The sequence below is a fragment of the Streptomyces sp. NPDC007917 genome (assembly GCF_042959105.1).
Taxonomy (GTDB): Bacteria; Actinomycetota; Actinomycetes; order Streptomycetales; family Streptomycetaceae; genus Streptomyces.
Map to the genome: position 1 here is coordinate 1 of NZ_JBIBKK010000038.1, position 18,193 is coordinate 18,193.

An 18,193-nucleotide genomic window follows, 5' to 3' on the forward strand; every position below is an offset into this window, starting at 1 on the left:
CGCTCTTCGCCCGGTTCGCGTCCCGCCAGGACGACTCCCCGCAGATGAAGATGATCGCCGCACTGCGCAACCAGTTCGGCGGCCACGCGGTCGAGGCAAGCGAGGGCTGAGAGGCCCGTCCCGGTCCGCCGCGGCGGGCCGGGACCCCCGCTCAGAGGTGGGCGTCGAAGATCTCGAAGCGCGACTGCCCCGGATTGTCCGTGACGCGTGGTTCCACTGTTCCTCCTGGGGCACCGGTGATCGGACCGTACCGCGGAGCCGGTCCGCTCCCACCGTACGGCGCGGGCCCGGCCGGGTCCTTCGGGGAGGACGAGGACCCGGCCGGCACACCCGGCGGCACACGCCGCGCCCCGGCCCGCCGCGCCGCTAGGTCCTGTCGTCAAAGTAGCGCCGTCCGCCCGCAGGGCGGGCCCCACGGCGTCTGGTGCGTGCGATCGCAAGGCGGAGGGTCGTCCTCGTAGTGGGCTACTCGGACGATCCCGACAACGCAGCGAGCGTGCGTGCCAGGCGCCGTGGGGCAGGCGGGACTTTGACGACAGGGCCTAGCGCACGAGGCAGGGGCGCTTGTTGTCGAACGTCCAGTCCGGGACGAGGTACCGCATCGCGACCGCGTCGTCGCGGGCCCCGAGCGCCTTCTCCTGGTAGAGCTCATGGGCGGCGAGGAGCCGGTCCATGTCGAGCCGGACGCCGAGGCCCGGGAGGTCGGAGATGGCGACCCGGCCGTCGGCGATCCGGGGCGGCTCGACGGTCAGCCGCTCCAGCCCCTCCTGCCAGATCCAGTGCGTGTCCAGGGCGTTGTACTCCCCCGGCGCCGCCGCGCCGCAGTGGGCCACCATCGCCAGCGAGATGTCGAAGTGGTTGTTCGAGTGGCAGCCCCAGGTCAGCCCCATCTCATGGCACAGCTGGGCGACCCGGACCGAGCCCTGCATGGTCCAGAAGTGCGGATCGGCCAGGGGGATGGACACGGACTGCAGGGCCAGCGTGTGGGTCATCTGCCGCCAGTCGGTGGCGATCATGTTGGTCGCCGTGGGAAGGCCGGTGGCACGGCGGAACTCAGCCAGGATCTCGCGGCCCGAGTAGCCCTCTTCGGCTCCGCACGGGTCCTCGGCGTAGGCGAGGGTGCCCAGCAGGGGCCGGCACAGCTCGATGGCCTCGCGCAGTGACCAGGCGCCGTTGGGGTCGAGGGTGATCCGGGCCTCGGGGAAGCGCTCCTTGAGCGCCCGGATGGCCTTGACCTCCTCATGGCCCTCCAGGACCCCGCCCTTGAGCTTGAAGTCGCGGAAGCCGTACAGGTCGTAGGTGGCCTCGGCCTGACGGACGATCGCCTCGGGGGTCAGCGCCTCCTCGTGCCGGACGCGGTACCACTCCTCGTCGGCGTCCGGCTCGCGGACGTACTCCAGGTCGGTGCGGTCGGGGTCGCCGACGTAGAACAGATAGCCGAGGACCCGGACGGAGTCACGCTGCTGTCCGTCGCCCAGGAGCGCCGCGACCGGGACGTCGAGGTGCTGTCCCAGCAGGTCGAGCAGCGCCGACTCGACCGCGGTGACGGCGTGGACGGTGGTGCGCAGATCGAAGGTCTGCAGCCCCCGCCCCCCGGAGTCGCGGTCGGCGAACCTGTCCCCGATCTCGCGCAGCACACGCTTGTAGTCGCCCACGCGCGCGCCGACGACGAGGGAGGCGGCGTCCCGCAGCGTCTGTGTGATCTTCTCGCCGCCCGGCACCTCACCCAGGCCCGTGCGTCCTTCGGAGTCCTCGAGGACGACCACGTTACGGGTGAAGTAGGGGCCGTGCGCCCCGGAGAGGTTGAGCTCCATGCAGTCCCGGCCGGCGACCGGGTAGACGGAGAAGGCGGTGACGGTTGGCTGGCTCATGGACGGGTTCCTTGCCTCCGAGGTAGCTTCACGCATGCGCACGACATCTACATATGAAGATGGAGGCTAGGCTCGTGAACGCGATGGGTCAATGGGTCCACGCCCACGGATTACGAGCGGTCACGATGTACGAGCGGTCACGGATGGCGATCAAGCCCCGGCGGCCGCCGGGGCGGCATCCTCAGAATCCGCTCAAATCTTCCACAGAAGACGAACGCGGGAACGAGGTGTTCGTAGGGTCAAGATCATGACCAACAGCCGTACCCGCAGCCGCACCCAGCACATCCCGGACTCCGCCAAGGCCGCGGCGGAGGCCGCCCTGGCCGCGGTCACCGAACTCGGCGACGCCGTGCCCGACACCGGCATCGACCTCTATCTGGAGTACGGCGCCAAGCAGCTGCGCAACCATCTGCCCGCGCAGGTCCTGGACGCGCTCGCGCGGTGGCGGCACTCCCCCACCGCGTGGTTCACCCTGACCAATCTGCCCGGCCCCCAGGAACCCGTGCCCACGCCCCGGGACGGGTTCTGCGACGAATCGCTCCTGAGGACGCCGAACCTGGTGCACTTCGGCATCCTGCACCTGCTCGGGCTCACGCCGATCGCCTACCCGTGGGAGAACGACGGGCGGCTGATCAGGAACGTGGCGCCGCGCGCGGCCTCCGCCCGCACCCTCACCTCCTGGGGCTACGCACAGCCGCTGGACTGGCACACCGACGACTCGGTGCTCGACCACCGGCCGGGCGCGCCCGCCGCCAAGGCCATCCCCCACTACCTGTCCTTCATCGGCATGCGCAACGACGAGCAGGTGCCCACGGACCTGCTGCCCGTCGACGCCCTCCTCGAGACGCTGCCGGCCCGGACGGCCGAGGCGCTGCGGCGCCCCGACTTCACGGTGACCGCGCCCGAGTCGTACACCGCCGACGACGACGGCAGGCCGCTGAGCCGCAGCGGCGTCCCCATGCTCTGGACCCTCCCGGACGGCAACGCCGCCCTGCGCTACGGACCCGGCAGGCTCACCGGCCTCACCGACGGGGCACGCGAGGCGCTGGCGGACTTCGAGCGCCACGCGGCCGCCCTGCCGGGCACTCCGGTGCTGGTCGAGGAGGGCGGGTTCCACATCTTCGACAACCGGCGCGTGATGCACCGCCGGGTGCCGTTCCAGCCGCTCGCCGAGGGCCGGGCCCGCTGGCTGCGGCGCTGCTACGCCTACCGGCCGGCGTCCGGGCCCGCGCAGGCCGGCTGAGCCCGGGCGCCGTCGGGGTGCGCCGCGGCGGTCCCACGCCCGGGCGTCCCGCCCGCCTCCCGCGCACCGGACGGACGAGGGCCACGCGCCGCGCAGCGCCATGTCCGATTCCCGCCAGCACACCGCCCCGCCCTGCCGCAGAGTGGAGGGGTGATGACCGACGACAGCAAGTACGAGGCGGTGTGCAGCCGCGACTCCCGGTTCGACGGCGAGTTCTTCCTCGCCGTCTCCACGACCGGCATCTACTGCCGGCCGAGCTGCCCCGCCAACACGCCCAAGCGCAAGAACGTCCGCTTCTTCCCGACCGCGGCCGCGGCCCAGGGCGCCGGCTTCCGGGCCTGCCGCCGCTGCCGCCCGGACGCGGTGCCCGGGTCCGCGGAGTGGAACACCCGGGCCGATGTGGTCGGCCGGGCGGTGCGGCTGATCGGTGACGGCGTCGTCGACCGCGAGGGCGTGGCCGGGCTCGCCGGGCGGCTGGGCTACAGCGCCCGCCAGGTACAGCGCCAGCTGAACGCCGAGCTGGGCGCGGGCCCGCTCGCGCTCGCGCGGGTGCAGCGCGGCCACACCGCGCGGATCCTGCTGCAGACCACCTCCATGCAGGCCGCCGAGATCGCCTTCGCGGCCGGTTTCGCCAGCGTGCGGCAGTTCAACGACACCATCCGCGAGATCTACGCCCTCACGCCCAGCGAGCTGCGCGCCGCCCGCCCCGGGCAGGGCGCGCGCGTCGCGCCGGTCGGCTCCGGGGACGGCGCGGCCGGGATACCGCTGCGGCTCGCCTTCCGCGGTCCGTACGCCTCCGCCGAGGTCTTCGACTACCTGGGCGCCCGAGCCCTCGCGGGCGTCGAGGAGATGACCGGCGAGCGCGGCGCCCGGGTCTACCGGCGCGCCCTGCGGCTGCCGAACGGGGCCGGGATCGCGGAGGTCGGCGAGGCACCCGGCGCGGGCGGCTGGCTTGAGTGCCGGCTGCACCTGGGCGATCTGCGCGATCTGACCACCGCCACCCAGCGGGTGCGCCGCCTGTTCGACCTCGACGCCGATCCGTACGCGGTCGGCGAGCGGCTGGGCGCGGACCCGGCGCTCGCCCCGCTGGTCGCCCTGCGGCCGGGGCTGCGCGCCCCCGGCGCTGCCGATCCGCACGAGCTGGCGGTCCGCACGGTGCTGGGCCAGCAGGTCTCGGTGGCCGCCGGCCGCAGGCTCGGCGAGGCGCTGCTGGCGGCGTACGGGGAGCCGCTGCGCACGCCGAGCGGCGGGCTGACCCGTCTCTTCCCGAGCGCGGAGCGGCTGGCCGAGGCGGCGCTGGGCGAGCTCGGGATGCCGGACGCGCGCCGTGACACGGTGCGCACGGTCAGCGCGGCGCTCGCCGGCGGCGCCGTCCGGCTCGACCCCGGCGCCGACCGGGACGAGGCCGAAAAGGCGCTCCTCGGCCTGCGCGGCGTCGGCCCCTGGACCGCCGGCTACATCCGCATGCGGGCCCTGGGCGACCCGGACGTGCTGCTGACCGCGGATGTGGCCGTACGGGCCGGGATGCGGGCGACGGGCGCGGCGGCGGTCGACTCCGAGGCCTGGAGGCCCTGGCGCAGCTACGCCATGCACCACTTCTGGAACGCCGCCAGGGACCGTGGAGACTTCACCGAACGCGACACGCACGACACACACGAGACGCACGAGACGCACGAGACGCACGAGACGCACGAGGACCACGAAAGGAAAGACCGATGACGGTCTACACGACGGTCGACAGCCCGCTGGGCGAACTGCTGCTGGTGGGCGAGGAGTCGAAGACCGCCAAGGGCGGCACCGCGCTCGCCTCCCTGTCCGTACCCGGCCAGAAGGGCGGCGCGGTCGTCCAGGACGGCTGGCGGCGCTCTCCGGAGGCGTTCGACGAGATCGTCGCCCAGCTGCGCGCCTACTTCAACGGCGGCCTGACCTGGTTCGACATCGAGTATGTGACCCGCGGCAGCGCATTCCAGCAGCGGGTGTGGCAGGCCCTGGACACCATCCCGTACGGCACCACGACCACCTACGGCCGGCTCGCCGAGCGGATCGGGGCCCCGCGCGCGGCGGTGCGCGCCCTCGGCACGGCGCTCGGTGCGAACCCGGTGCTGGTGGTGCGCCCCTGCCACCGCGTGATCGGCGCGAACGGCTCGCTGACCGGCTACGCCGGCGGCCTGGAGCGCAAGCGACAGCTGCTGGCGCACGAGGGCGTATGAGCGTGTCTTGGCGCGCTGCGCGGGCTGGACTGAGGAGCCGCACAGCGACGAAGGAGCGAGCAGCGACGAAGGAAGCCCGCGCGTCAGAGCGCGGCAAGACTGAGCGGGGTGAGGGGTGCGTGTCTTGGCGCGCTGCGCGGGCTGGACTGAGGAGCCGCACAGCGACGAAGGAAGCCCGCGCGTTCAAGCGCGCCAGGACTGAGCGGGAGGGAGGGGCATGAGCGCCCTGATCCCACGCCTGCGCCGGGAGGTCGCACCGGGCGCGGTGCATGTGCCCGACTGGCTCACGCTCCCACAGCAGCGCGAGCTCGTCGCAGCCTGCCGGGCCTGGGCCGCGGGGCCCGTCCCCATCCGGCGCACCAGGCTGCCCAGCGGGGGTGTCATGTCCGTGCAGACCGTGTGCGTGGGCTGGCACTGGCTGCCGTACCGGTACAGCCGTACGGCCGACGATGTGAACGGCGCCCGGGCCGCGGAATTCCCCGGCTGGATGGTGGACCTGGGCCGCCGGGCGCTGGCGGAGGCGTACCAGGACGACGTGGAGGAGATGGCCGGGTCGGCCGCGGCCGACTACTCCCCCGATACGGCGCTGATCAATTTCTACGACGGCGAGGCCAGGCTGGGCATGCACCAGGACAAGGACGAGAAGTCCTCCGCCCCGGTCGTCTCGCTGAGCATCGGCGACACCTGCGTCTTCCGGGTCGGCAACACCGCGACCCGCACCAAGCCGTACACGGACATCGAGCTGGCCTCCGGCGATCTGTTCGTCTTCGGCGGCCCCTCGCGCTACGTGTACCACGGGGTGCCGAGGGTCCACGAGGGCACCGGCGACCCGGCCACCGGGCTGCGCGCGGGGCGGCTGAACATCACCATGCGGGTGACCGGGTTGCCGAACGGGCCGTGACACCCGGAGCGGGGTGGTTAGGGTGTTGATCACACGCTCACGGAAAGGTGGTTGCCGTCATGGGCATCGCGGACATCGAGGCGATCGAGTCGGTGGCGGAACGGATCGCCGGCCATGTCGTACGCACCCCGACCCTGCCGAGCCCGGGCCTCACCGGTCTGCTCGGTGCGCCGGTCACCGCCAAGCTGGAGTTGCTGCAGCGCACCGGCTCCTTCAAGGCGCGTGGGGCGGCGGCGAAGCTCCTGTCGCTGAGCGAGGCGGACCGCGCGGCGGGCGTGGTGGCGGTGAGCGGTGGCAACCACGGGATCGCGGTCGCGGTCATGGCGGGCGCCCTGGATGTGAAGGCGACCGTCGTGATGCCGCGGTCGGCTCCCGCGCGGGCCGTGCGGATCGCGGAGGAGGCGGGGGCCTCGGTGCGTCTGACGGACGACATGGACGGCGCGTTCTCCTTGATGGCGCAGTTGGAGGCCGAGGGTCTGACGCTGGTGCACCCCTACGACGACCCCGTGGTGGTCGCCGCGCAGGGCACCGTCGGTCTGGAGTTGGCCGACGACGCCGGCGAGCTGACCGATGTGCTGGTCAGCATCGGCGGCGGCGGGCTGATCTCCGGGGTCGCGGCGGCGCTGCGCGCGCGGCGGCCCGGGGTGCGGATCTGGGGGGTGGAGACCGAAGGGGCCCAGGCCATGTCCGAGGCGCTGGCCGCGGGCGGCCCGGTGCCGGTGGCGCTCTCCTCGATCGTCTCCACTCTCAGCGCGCCGTCCGTCTCCCGGCTCACCTACGACCATGTGTCCGCCTTGGTCACCGAGGTCCTGGTGGTGTCGGACGCCGAGGCGGTGCGGGGCACCCTCGATCTCGCCGAGCACGCGAAGGTCTGGGCCGAGCCCGCCGCCGGCTGCCTCCTTCCGGCCGCGCGGCGGGTGTTGGAGCGGGTGGGCGAGGGTGCGCGGTTGGGGCTGGTGGTCTGCGGTGGCAATGTGACCACGTGGGACGTCATGTCCTGGGCGGACCGCTTCGGCCTGCGCTGAACCGGCCCCCCGGCGGTCCGGCCCACATGGTGGACAGCGCGCCCGGCCCAACCGACTGCGATGACACTGGACTGACGGCCCTTCAGCATCCCGGGCCGCTCACGCGTATGCGCGTTTTCGCCATCGGCCCGCGCTCCGGGCCCTATATTGCAGTCAGGATTCATCCACGAACAGGTGGTTCATGTCGTCAAGTCCTGGACCGGGCCGATACGTCATAGTTGGTCTCGGGTCCAGGCTGCATCATACAGGGGGCTGGGATGACCACCGATGTGATCTCCGACCGGGCGGCGCGGCCGGATCGCTATGACGCGATCATCGTCGGCAGCGGCATCGCCGGCCTGGTGTGCGGCGGCTATCTCGCCGCCGACGGCCGCCGGGTGCTGGTCCTGGAACAGCACGACGTGGCGGGCGGAAACGCACATGTCTTCCGCAGACGGCGCAGATACGAATTCGACGTCGGCACGCACTACCTGGGCGACTGCGGGACGGACGGGATCATCCCGGCCATCCTCTCCGGACTCGGCGTCGGCGACCGGGTGCGTTTCCGGCCGATGGACAACGAGCGCGGCTTCGACCGGGTGATCACCCCCACCACCACGCTGGACGTGCCCTCCGGCTGGGACAACTACCGCGACAGGCTCAAGCGCGCGCTGCCGGGCGAGGCCGCCGGGATCGACACGTACATCGACCTCTGCAAGAGCACGACCGCGCTGAGCCGGGCGAGTCTGCTCGGCGAGCCCGTCATGGACCTCTACCGTGCCAGCCCTGAGGCGACGCGCTGGAGCCGGCGGTCCCTGGGCAAGCTCTTCGACCACTGCGGTTTCTCCCCCAGGGCCAGGACCCTGCTGGCCGCGCAGTACGGAAACTACGGGGCGCTCCCCGACGACGTCGGCTTCTCCGTGCACGCCGGCCTGATGGACCACTACATGCGCGGCGCCTACTACCCCGAGGGCGGCGGCCAGGTGCTGGTGGCCACCCTGGTCGAGGCGTTCGAGGGGCACGGCGGGGAGCTGCGCACCCGGACGGCGGTGGCTCGTATCCTCATCGAGAACGACACGGCGGTCGGGGTCGAACTGGCCGACGGCGAGCGCGTCCTGGCGCCGCTGGTGATCTCCAACGCCGACTACCGCAGGACCGTCCTCGACCTGTGCGGCGGGGAGGCGGCCTTCCCCGCCCACCTGGTCAGACAGACCCGGGAAGCGACCATGCGATGTCCGCTGACCGCGGTGTACGTCGCGCTGGACACCGAGCTGCCCGACCTCCCCAACGCCAACATCTGGTGGCACGACAGCGACGACCTGGAGCGGGCACACGCACGGATGATCGAGGAGCAGATGCGGGAGGTGCCTCAGCTGATCTTCTCCTTCGCCTCGGTCAAGGACGCCGGGGCGCCCAATGTGTGCCCGCCCGGCCACAGCAACTTCCAGATCATGACGGTCTGCCCGCCCGGCCATGAGTTCTGGGGTGTCCCCAAGGGCCCGGCCGACGGCGAGCGCTACCGTCGCAACGCCACCTACCTGGCGCGGAAGAAGCAGATCACCGACACGATGCTGGCCACCGCCGAGAAAGTCATCGGCCCCTTCCGGGACCGCATCACGCATGTGGAGACCGCCACCCCGCTGACCAACGAGCGCTACATCCTGGCCAGCGGGGGCACCCCGTACGGTCTTGGCAACTGGGGCGGTGTGGGCAGGCGCCCCGATGTGCGCACCGGCGTCGAAGGGCTGTATGTGGTCGGTCAGAGCACCCGGTACGGCAGCGGAGTGGCCGGCGCGGCCAACGGCGGCATGGTGTGTGCCTCCCAGGTGCTCGGCCGTCAGCTGCTGGCCGAGGTGCACCGGGGCGCCGTCGTGGGAGACCCGGCGCGGCTCCCCGACCGCGGGCCGGACTGGGATCCGCTCAGGGTCTCCCGCGGCCGGGCCCGTCAGCAGGCGAAGGGCCTGGCGCGCATCGGCTGACGGCGCGCTTGGGCCACGGGCTCACCGCCCCGTCTTCTGGGCCCGCTGCTCCAGGAGCCTGGGCGGTGCGGCCTGCTGCCAGGAGTCCACGAGGATGTCGCGCAGCTCGTCCGTGTCGTCCAGCGCGGCGAGCCGCACCCGCACCCAGGCGAAGCTCGCCTCATGGGCGGCGATCCAGAACTTCTCCGGCTCGGCGAGGACCAGCTCGTCCCGCTCCTCCTTGGGACATCTGACGGCCATTGAGGTCTCGTCCTCGGGGAGCGTGGCGAACATCTTCCCGGCGACCCGGAAGGTGGGCATGGACCAGGCGGTCTTCTCCGTCGTCTCGGGGAGCGACAGCGCGATTGCACGGACATCGTCGGACGTGGTCATGGGACGACCGTAAGGCACGCCACCGACACCCGCCCGCCAGGCCGTTCCCCGCCCGGGCCCCCGGGCCGGGCCGCTCCTGGCCGGGCCCGGGGCGCGGCTGTCAGCGGCCCACGGCGTACCCCTGGGCGCCACGCGGGTTGGCGGCCGCCAGGAGGACACCGGTGTCGGGGTCGCGGGCCACCGCGCACAGCCGGCCCTCGGTCCAGGCGCCGCCGACCGTGACGTCATGGCCGCGGCGGCGGAGCCCGGTGATGGCCGGCTCGCCGATCCGGGACTCGACCACGACCTTCCCCGCCGCCATCGACCGCGGATGGAACGAGCCGGGGAAGCTCTCCTGATGCCAGTTGGGCGCGTCGATGGCGCCTTGCAGATCGAGCCCGGAGCGGACCGGCTCGCGCAGGGCGACGGCGAGGAAGAAGTGGGTGCTCCACTGGTCCTGCTGATCGCCGCCGGGTGTGCCGAAGGCCATCACGGGGGTGCCGCCGCGCAGGGCGAGGGAGGGGCTGAGGGTGGTGCGGGGGCGGCGGCCGGGGGTGAGGGAGCCCGGCAGCCCGGCGTCCAGCCAGGTCATCTGCAGCCGGGTGCCGAGCGGAAAGCCGAGCGCCGGGATCACGGGGTTGGACTGCAGCCAGCCGCCACTGGGGGTGGCCGCGACCATGTTCCCCCAGCGGTCGACGACGTCGAGGTGGCAGGTGTCGCCGCGGGTGGTGCCGTCGGGGCCGACGGTGGGCTCCCCGGCGCCGGGCGCGGTGGCGGGCCCGGGGGCGTGCGAGGCGGCCCGCGCGACCGCGGCCAGGGCCTGCTTGCTCAGCCGCGGCTCGCGGCCGCCGGGCCGCCCCGGCCGCAGCTCATGGCTGGCGCGCTCGCCGATGAGCGCCCGGCGCTCGTCGTTGTACGGGGTGGACAGCAGGTCGTCGAGCGGGACGTCGGCGGCGTCGCCGTACCAGGCCTCGCGGTCGGCCATGGCCAGTTTGCCGCCCTCGATGAGGGTGTGCAGATAGTCGGGGGTCCCGTAGTCGTCGGCGGTCAGGCCGGGCGGCAGCAGGGCCAGTTGCTGCAGGAACACCGGGCCCTGGCTCCAGGGCCCGGCCTTGCACACCGTCCAGCCGTTCCAGTCGTGGGTGACGGGGGGCTCGTAGGCGGCCGAGTAGGCGGCGAGGTCGTCGCGGGTGAGGGTGCCGGCGTGGCGCTCCCCGGACGAGTCCATGGTGGGCCGGGCGGCGGCCTCGGCCAGCGCCTCGGCGATGAAGCCCTCGCGCCAGATCCTGCGGGCGGCGTCGATCCGGTTCTCACGGCCGGACCCCGTTGAGCCGGCCTCGGCCTCGGCGAGGAGGCGCCGCCATGTCGCGGCGAGGGCGGGGTTCTTCAGCAGCCGCCCGGGGGCGGGGGCCCTGCCGCCGGGCAGATACAGCTCGGCCGAGGTGGTCCACTCGGTCTCGAAGAGCTCCCGTACGGTCTCGACGGTCTCGCCGACGCGCTCGACGGCGGGGTGGCCGTGCTCGGCGTAGCCGATGGCGTACTTCAGGACCTCGGCGAGCTGCTTGGTGCCGTGGTCGCGCAGCAGCAGCATCCAGGCGTCGAACGCGCCGGGCACGGCCGCGGCGAGCGGGCCGGTGCCCGGGACCAGGTCGAGGCCGAGCGAGGTGTAGTGGTCGATGGTGGCCCCGGCGGGGGCGGGTCCCTGGCCGCACAGGACGGTGGGGGCGGAGCCCGCCGGCGCGAGGATGATGGGCACCTCGCCGGCCGGTCCGTTCAGATGCGGTTCGACGACGTGCAGGACGAACCCGGCGGCCACGGCCGCGTCGAAGGCGTTGCCGCCGTCCTCCAGGACGGCCATGGCGGACTGGGACGCCAGCCAGTGGGTGGAGGACACCATGCCGTGGGTGCCCTGGAGGGTGGGGCGGGTGGTGAACATGACGGGCTCTCCTGGTCTCGGTACGGCTTGATCGTTCCACGCGGGTGCGGGCGCGGGCGAGGCGGGCTCGTGGCGGCGGGTCTGTCAGGGGGAGTCCGCGATGGCGGCGGGCCGAGGTCAGCGGGCCGGGGCCGAGGCGTCCGGCGCGGTGCCGTCGTCGGCCACCAGATGGCAGGAGACCTGGCGCGCTCCGCCGGGCAGTTCCCGCAGGGCGGGTGGCTCGGTGCGGCACCGGTCGGTGGCGAGCGGGCAGCGGGTGTGGAAGCGGCAGCCCGCCGGCGGGTCCAGTGGGCTGGGCAGCTCCCCGCTGAGCAGGATCCGGGCGCGGGTCCGCTGCCGGGGCGGGTCGGGCACGGGGGCGGCGGACAGCAGCGCCTGGGTGTAGGGGTGCTTGGGGTCGGCGAACAGCTCGGCGGCCGGGGCCTGCTCCACCAGCTGTCCGAGGTACATGACGGCGATCCGGTCGGCGAGGTATTCGACCGCGGCCAGGTCGTGGGTGATGAACAGACAGCCGAAGCGCCGGTCCCGCTGGAGGTCCGCCAGCAGATTGAGGACGGACGCCTGGACGGAGACGTCGAGCGCCGAGGTCGGCTCGTCGGCCACCAGCAGTTGCGGGTCCACGGACAGGGCGCGGGCGATGGAGACGCGCTGCCGCTGACCGCCCGAGAGCTCGTGCGGGCGCCGCCGGGCGTGCTCGGGGCGCAGCCCCACCTGCTCCAGCAGCGCGGCGACCCGCTCGCACAGGGCGTCGCCGGAGGCGATGCGGTGCAGCCGCAGGGGTTCGGCGACGATGGCGCCGACGGTCATCCGGGGGTCAAGCGAGGAGGACGGGTCCTGGAAGACGAGGTGGAAGTCCTTGCGCAGCGGGCGCAGCGCGCGCCGGGACAGGCGGGTGATGTCGCGGCCGTTGATCCGTACGGTGCCGCCGGTGGGCCGGTCGAGCCGTACCGCGCACCGCCCGACGGTGGACTTGCCGCTGCCCGACTCGCCGACCAGGCCGACGATCTCGCCCCGGCCGATGGTCAGGCTGACCCCGTCCACGGCCCTGACGGTGCCGGCGCCGCCGGGGAAGTGGCGGGTGAGGCCATGGAGATCCAGAACGGGGTGGCCCGGGTGGCCGGGGTCGGCTGCGGCTGTGGCGTTCACTGGGCGGCCTCCTCGGACCGGTGGGGCGCGGATGTCTGTGCGGGGTGCCAGCAGGCGGCGTCGTGGCCGTCCCGCAGCGGCCGCAGGGTCGGCCGGTCGGTGGCGCACCGCTGGTCGGCGGCCGCGCAGCGGGGCTGGAAGGTGCACCAGTCGGGCTGTTCGGCGAGGCTCGGGACGAGGCCGGGAATCTCCTGGAGCCGTGGCCGGCCCTCGCGGGCGGCCGGGCGGTGGCGGACGGGCACGGCGCCCAGGAGTCCTCGGGTGTACGGGTGGCGAGGATCGGCGAACAGGTCGTCCACCGGGGCCTGTTCGACGGCGCGCCCCGCGTACATCACCAGGACCCGGTCGGCGATGTCGGCGACCACGCCCAGGTCATGGGTGATCAGGACGATGGCGGTGCCGAGCCGCTGCCGCAGGGATCGCAGGACCTCCAGGATGCCCGCCTGGACGGTGACGTCGAGGGCGGTGGTGGGTTCGTCGGCGATGAGGACGGCGGGGTCGCAGGCGATGGCCATGGCGATCATCACCCGCTGGCGCATACCGCCGCTGAGCTGGTGGGGGTAGTCGCGGGCGCGGCTGCCGGGGGCGGGGATGCCGACGAGGTCGAGCAGTTCGACGGCGTGGTCGCGGGCCTCCCGTCGGCTCATCCCCCGGTGGCGGCTGAGGACCTCGCGGACCTGGCGGCCGATGGTCAGGACGGGGTTCAGCGAGGTCATCGGCTCCTGGAAGATCATCGCGATCTCCTTGCCGCGCACGTCCCGCAGTTCCCTGTCGGGGGCCCCGACCAGCTCCCGGCCGCGAAGCCGTACCGAACCGGTGACCTCGGCGGTGGGCGGCAGCAGGCCCATGACGGCGGTGGAGGTCACGGACTTGCCGCAGCCGGACTCGCCGACGACGGCCAGGACTTCGCCGGCGGCCACGTCGTACGACAGCCCGTCGACCGCGTGCACCGGGCGGCCGGGGGTGCGGAAGACGACGGACAGGTCCCGGACGCTGAGCGCGGGGGCGGGGTGCGTGGTCATCGGCTGTCTCCGCGGGGGTCGAGGATGTCGCGCAGCCCGTCGCCGAGCAGGTTGAACGCGAGGGTCGCGGCGACGATCGCCAGGCCCGGGAAGACGGCCGTCCAGGGGGCGGCGGCGATGTACGCCTGGGCGCTTGCGAGCATCACCCCGAGCGAGGGCGACGGGGGCTGGACGCCGAGGCCGAGGAAGCTCAGCAGCGCCTCGCCGATGATGGCGCCCGGGATGCCGACGGTGGCCTGGACGGTGAGCGCCGACAGGGAGTTGGGCAGGATGTGCCGGAAGAGCACGGTCCGGTCGCCGCCGCCGTTGGCGACGGCCGCGGCGACGTAGTCGAGGTGTTTGAGGCGCAGCGTCTCGGCCCGGGTGATGCGGATGACGGCGGGGATCTGGGACACGCCGATGGCGATCGTGGCGTTGAGGAGCGAGGGGCCGAGGATGGTGGCGAGGCCGACCGCCAGCACCAGGAACGGGAAGGCGAGGAGGGTGTCGGTGAGCCGGGAGACCACGGAGTCGGCGAGGCGTCCGTAGTAGCCCGCGGCGAGGCCGAGGGGCACGCCGACGGCGAAGGCCAGCGCCACCGCGAGCAGCCCGATCTGGAGGGAGGCCCGCACCCCGTGGATGACCCGGGAGAGCTGGTCGCGGCCGAGGTCGTCGGTGCCGAGCCAGTGTGCCCAGCTCGGCGGGTGGAGGGCGGCGGTGAAGTCGGGCCGGGTGGGGTCGTACGGCGCGATCAGCGGCGCGAACACGGCGACCAGGATCAGGATCGCGGCGGCGACGGCGCCGGTGAGGGCGAGTGGATTGCGGACCAGCAGCCGGAGCGGGGAGGGCGGCGCGCCGGGGGCGGTGGCGGGTTCGCCGGGCGCGAGGGCTGGTTCGCCGGTGGCGGGGGCGAGGGCGGTCACCGGGCACCTCCGAGCCGGATGCGGGGGTCGATCAGCGAATAGGCCAGGTCCACCAGCAGGTTGACCAGGATGTAGGCGGCGGAGGTGAACAGCACGACGCCCTGGACCATCGCGTAGTCCCGGGAGAACACCGCGTCGATGGTGAGCTTGCCGAAGCCGGGCAGGACGAAGATCTGCTCGGTGACCACCGCGCCCGAGATGAGGTGGCCGAGTTGCAGGCCGAGGACGGTGACGACGGTGACCAGGCTGTTGCGCAGCGCGTGCGAGCCGATCACCTGACGCCGGGAGAGGCCCTTGGCGCGTGCGGTGCGGATGTAGTCGGCGGACAGCGAGCCGAGCATGGCGGCGCGGGTCTGCCGCATGACGACCGCCGCGAGTCCGGAGCCGAGGACGATGGCCGGGAGCACCATGTGCCGCAGGTTCTCCACGGGGTCGACGCCGAAGGGGACGAAGCCGGAGGCGGAGAACACGGGGACGGCGATGGCGAAGGTGAGGATGAGCACGATGCCCAGCCAGAAGGCGGGGATCGAAAGCCCGAGCAGCGCCAGGGCGTTCACCAGCCACTCCTCGGGCCTGCCGCGCCGGACCGCCGCCACGACACCGGCGCTGACGCCGACGAGGACGGCTAGCAGCAGGGCCAGCGCGGACAGTTCCAGGGTCACGGGCAGGGCGTCCAGGACGGAGTCGAGGACCGGGAGGCCGGTGCGGGACGAGGTCCCCAGATCGCCGGTGAGGGCGTGGCGGACATAGCGCAGGTACTGGATCGCGATGTTGTCGTCGAGTCCGTAGGCGCGGCGGATCTGCTCGATCGCCTCGGGGGTGGCCTCCTCTCCGGCCAGGGCGGTGGCCGTGTCGCCGGGCAGGGCCCGTACGCCGGCGAAGACCACGATGCTGACCAGGAAGAGGGTGATCAGCGACTCGCCGAGGCGGCGCAGCAGATAGCGGGGCATCGGCCGGGACATCAGCCGTCTCCCTTCGCGTAGCCGGCTTCCTTGACGCGGATCAGGCCGTCGCCGAGGACACGCAGACCGGCGATGTCCTTGGTGGCGGAGACGTAGTTGTTGGGCTGGATGAGGTAGAGCACGGTGTGCCGGTCCCTGACGGCTTTCACGAGCCGTTCGTAGATCTTCTTGCGGTCGGTCACCTCGGCGGTGGAGTGTCCGTCGGCGATGAGCTTGTCGATGGTGGGGTCGGACAGACCGCCGTAGTTCTGGGCGCCGCCCGTGCCGGCGAACGCGTCGATGTTTCCGGCCGGGTCGAGCCGGCCGGACCAGTTGGTGGTGGCCGCCTGGAAGTCGCCGGCGCGGGCGTGTTGCAGCCCGGTGGCGAACTCGGTCGGCCGCAGGGTCACCTCGAAGCCCGCCTCCTTGGCCATGGCCTGGATGACCTGGCCGAGCCGGCTGTCCTCCGGTGTGGTGCTGACCTGCAGCCGCACCTTGACGGGGGTGGACACCCCGGCCTGTCCCAGCAGCCGTCTGGCCCTCGCGGGATCGGCGGCGGGGCAGTCGGCCGCGGCGGCGTAGGGGGTGCCCTCGGGGAGCGGGCCGCAGGTGGGCCGGTACATCCCCTGGAAGACGATCTTGTTGATCAGCGCCCGGTCCAGGGACAGGTCGAACGCCTCGCGCACCCGTACGTCGCGGGCGACCGGGGTGTCGATACGGCCTGGGGATGCCCCGGCGCCCTTGGTGTTGCCGATGTTGAGGGTGAGCCCGTAGTAGCCGAGCGAGGGCGAGTGGAACAGCTGCAGCCCCGGCTCGGTGAGCGCCCGGCCGACCTGGACCGGGTCCATCTGGTCACCGACCTGGATGTCGCCGGAGAGCAGATTCGCCATCCGGACGTTGCCGTCGGTGATGGTCCGGTAGACGACCCGGTCGAGGCGGACCTTCGCGGCGTCGTAGTAGTACGGGTCCTTGCGCAGCACGATGCGGTCGCCCACGACCCGCTCCACGTAGCGGAACGGGCCGACGCAGGTGGGGTGGCTCGCGAACCGGTCGCCGTAGGTCTTCAGCGCCCTGGGGGACATGACCATCCCGGAGCGGTCGGCGAGGAGCGAGAGCAGGGGGACGTACGGCTCGCTCAGCCGCAGCCGGACCGTGTCCTCACCGACGACGCTCACACCGGTCACGGGCTTCAGCTCGCCCGCGCGGGTGGAGCCGGGCAGTGTCTTGTGCCGTTCGAGGGAGGTCTTGACGGCCCGTGCGTCCAGCCGGGTGCCGTCGGCGAACCGGATGCCCTGGCGGAGCCGGATGGTGACGGTGCGTCCGTGGTCGGTGGTCTTGGGCAGCGCGGCGGCGAGCTGCGGTACGACCTGGTTGTCCTGGTCGACGTCGTAGAGCTTCTCGCACAGGGCGGAGAAGACGGTCCGGCCGACGGCGGTACTGGCCAGGGTCGGGTCGAGTTTGTCCGGGTCGGACTTGAGCGCGACGGTGAGCGTGCCTCCGTCGCGGACGGGCCGGGTGTCGGCCATCCGGTCCGGTCCGGTCTCGGTCGCGGGAGTGGCCAGGGACGCGCAGCCGGTGGTGGCGCCGAGCAGGGCGCCAAGGACGAGGGCGGTGGCGGCCCGGTGGGGAAGAGACAGGGGCAGGCGGCGTGGGCGCATGGCTGTCTTGCCTTACTGATGGGGACCAGGGGGTGGAAGGCAGGGAGGGGAAAGGCAGGGAGGGGCGAGGAAGGTGAGACGGGCCGGCGCGGTGCGGCCCAGCATGGCGCAGAAACTCCGATTGGTCCATTGGTAGGACCAAGTTGATGCCAGGTGACGCTAGTGCGAAGGCCTCGGGCGCGTGGTTTCGACACCGTCACCACCTGGTTAAATCGCCTTGCTCCGGCTTCTTCGCGATATGAGAGCCTGAATCACCGACCGGATCGTCAGAAGGCTGAGAAACCACAAATGGACTGGCGGCAACTGCGGCACTCCACCCTGTCGAGGCCGGACGCGCTGGCCGTCGGTCTGGAGCGGCTGATCCTCAGCGGCGAGCTGCCGCCCGGCTCGCGGGTTCCCCCCGAACGGGAACTCGCGGAGAGCCTCGGGGTCTCCCGCGGCTCGGTCCGCGAGGCGCTGCGCGCGCTCGCCTCCCGCGGGCTGGTCGCCCGCCGCCCGGGCGCGGGCACCGTCGTCCTCGACCCGGGAGCCACCCCGCGCGGCGATGTCCTGGCAGCGGGCCTCGACGCCACGGCCGAACTCCTCCAGGTCATGGAGGTGCGCGCATGCATCGAACCGTCGGTGACCGCACGGGCGGCGGCGCGCGCGACGCCCGCCGACATCGTCCAGCTCCACGCCCTCCTCGACGCGATGCGGCGCGAGCCGTCGCGGCAGGAGTTCACCGACCTGGACCGCACCTTCCACCGCGCCATCGCGCAGTACACCCGCAATCCCCTGCTGCTGCGCCTGCTCGACCGGGTCTACGAGATCGGTGAACCGGGGCGGCGCTCCTCTCCCCTGTCCGCCGCCCGGCGGCGCTCGACCATCGAGGAGCACCAGGCCATCCTGCGGGCCATCGAGGCCCGCGACCCGGAGGCGGCCCGGGCCGCCTCCGAGGCACACCTTGAGTCCGTTCTGCGCCGGATCGAGGCCCAGCAGCGGAGGACCGCCGGCTGAGCGGCGCGGCGCCGGGCGGGAGGGCTCCGGCGC

15 protein-coding genes and 1 pseudogene are annotated in these 18,193 nt (G+C 73.0%); 8 read left to right on the forward strand and 8 right to left on the reverse strand.

The features are described from left to right. Positions 1-110: pseudogene (locus ACFZDL_RS42905) on the forward strand (6-phosphogluconate dehydrogenase); the annotation flags it as partial. Between the two features lie 432 nt (positions 111-542). Here the strand turns inward: ACFZDL_RS42905 and ACFZDL_RS42910 are convergent. Beyond that, on the reverse strand, positions 543-1,871 hold the full coding sequence (locus tag ACFZDL_RS42910; RefSeq protein ID WP_353596015.1) for an enolase C-terminal domain-like protein: 1,329 nt from the start codon (positions 1,869-1,871) through the stop codon (positions 543-545). Between the two features lie 247 nt (positions 1,872-2,118). Here ACFZDL_RS42910 and ACFZDL_RS42915 point away from each other — a divergent pair, with 247 nt between their 5' ends. The 6 genes from ACFZDL_RS42915 to ACFZDL_RS42940 all read left to right on the forward strand — a co-directional run bounded on the left by ACFZDL_RS42915 (position 2,119) and on the right by ACFZDL_RS42940 (position 9,208). Beyond that, positions 2,119-3,114: a TauD/TfdA family dioxygenase gene (locus ACFZDL_RS42915; RefSeq protein WP_353596016.1), complete on the forward strand. Its 996-nt coding sequence runs from the start codon at positions 2,119-2,121 to the stop codon at positions 3,112-3,114. Between the two features lie 153 nt (positions 3,115-3,267). Further along, the gene (locus ACFZDL_RS42920) at positions 3,268-4,833 is read left to right on the forward strand and encodes an AlkA N-terminal domain-containing protein (RefSeq protein WP_353596017.1); all 1,566 of its coding nucleotides are present in this window, start codon (positions 3,268-3,270) and stop codon (positions 4,831-4,833) included. Beyond that, on the forward strand, positions 4,830-5,324 hold the full coding sequence (locus tag ACFZDL_RS42925; protein ID WP_353596018.1) for a methylated-DNA--[protein]-cysteine S-methyltransferase: 495 nt from the start codon (positions 4,830-4,832) through the stop codon (positions 5,322-5,324). Before ACFZDL_RS42920 ends, ACFZDL_RS42925 begins: the two co-directional genes overlap by 4 nt. A 217-nt stretch (positions 5,325-5,541) precedes the next feature. Then, the gene (locus tag ACFZDL_RS42930; RefSeq protein ID WP_353596019.1) at positions 5,542-6,225 is read left to right on the forward strand and encodes an alpha-ketoglutarate-dependent dioxygenase AlkB; all 684 of its coding nucleotides are present in this window, start codon (positions 5,542-5,544) and stop codon (positions 6,223-6,225) included. Between the two features lie 59 nt (positions 6,226-6,284). Then, the gene (locus ACFZDL_RS42935; RefSeq protein WP_353596020.1) at positions 6,285-7,250 is read left to right on the forward strand and encodes a threonine/serine dehydratase; all 966 of its coding nucleotides are present in this window, start codon (positions 6,285-6,287) and stop codon (positions 7,248-7,250) included. 257 nt (positions 7,251-7,507) lie between these two features. After that, complete coding sequence (locus ACFZDL_RS42940; protein ID WP_353596021.1) at positions 7,508-9,208, forward strand: NAD(P)/FAD-dependent oxidoreductase; 1,701 nt, start codon at positions 7,508-7,510, stop codon at positions 9,206-9,208. A 21-nt stretch (positions 9,209-9,229) separates the two neighbouring features. Here ACFZDL_RS42940 and ACFZDL_RS42945 read toward each other — a convergent pair whose 3' ends face one another. The 7 genes from ACFZDL_RS42945 to ACFZDL_RS42975 all read right to left on the reverse strand — a co-directional run bounded on the left by ACFZDL_RS42945 (position 9,230) and on the right by ACFZDL_RS42975 (position 17,164). Beyond that, positions 9,230-9,580: an MmcQ/YjbR family DNA-binding protein gene (locus tag ACFZDL_RS42945; RefSeq protein ID WP_353596022.1), complete on the reverse strand. Its 351-nt coding sequence runs from the start codon at positions 9,578-9,580 to the stop codon at positions 9,230-9,232. Between the two features lie 100 nt (positions 9,581-9,680). After that, a complete protein-coding gene (locus tag ACFZDL_RS42950; protein WP_353596023.1) occupies positions 9,681-11,495 on the reverse strand; it encodes a gamma-glutamyltransferase in 1,815 nt (604 codons plus the stop codon). Between the two features lie 117 nt (positions 11,496-11,612). Then, positions 11,613-12,641 (reverse strand): oligopeptide/dipeptide ABC transporter ATP-binding protein, encoded by a 1,029-nt coding sequence (locus ACFZDL_RS42955; protein ID WP_353596024.1) that lies wholly within the window; start codon positions 12,639-12,641, stop codon positions 11,613-11,615. Further along, a complete protein-coding gene (locus ACFZDL_RS42960; RefSeq protein ID WP_353596025.1) occupies positions 12,638-13,663 on the reverse strand; it encodes an ABC transporter ATP-binding protein in 1,026 nt (341 codons plus the stop codon). The genes ACFZDL_RS42955 and ACFZDL_RS42960 overlap by 4 nt, the downstream gene beginning before the upstream one ends. Then, positions 13,660-14,565 (reverse strand): ABC transporter permease subunit, encoded by a 906-nt coding sequence (locus ACFZDL_RS42965; protein ID WP_391194096.1) that lies wholly within the window; start codon positions 14,563-14,565, stop codon positions 13,660-13,662. The genes ACFZDL_RS42960 and ACFZDL_RS42965 overlap by 4 nt, the downstream gene beginning before the upstream one ends. Then, positions 14,562-15,515 (reverse strand): ABC transporter permease subunit, encoded by a 954-nt coding sequence (locus ACFZDL_RS42970; protein WP_391194135.1) that lies wholly within the window; start codon positions 15,513-15,515, stop codon positions 14,562-14,564. Before ACFZDL_RS42970 ends, ACFZDL_RS42965 begins: the two co-directional genes overlap by 4 nt. An 11-nt stretch (positions 15,516-15,526) precedes the next feature. Next, complete coding sequence (locus ACFZDL_RS42975) at positions 15,527-17,164, reverse strand: ABC transporter substrate-binding protein (protein ID WP_353596027.1); 1,638 nt, start codon at positions 17,162-17,164, stop codon at positions 15,527-15,529. A 288-nt stretch (positions 17,165-17,452) separates the two neighbouring features. Here ACFZDL_RS42975 and ACFZDL_RS42980 point away from each other — a divergent pair, with 288 nt between their 5' ends. After that, a complete protein-coding gene (locus tag ACFZDL_RS42980; RefSeq protein ID WP_353596028.1) occupies positions 17,453-18,160 on the forward strand; it encodes a FadR/GntR family transcriptional regulator in 708 nt (235 codons plus the stop codon). Positions 18,161-18,193: the final 33 nt, after the last annotated feature.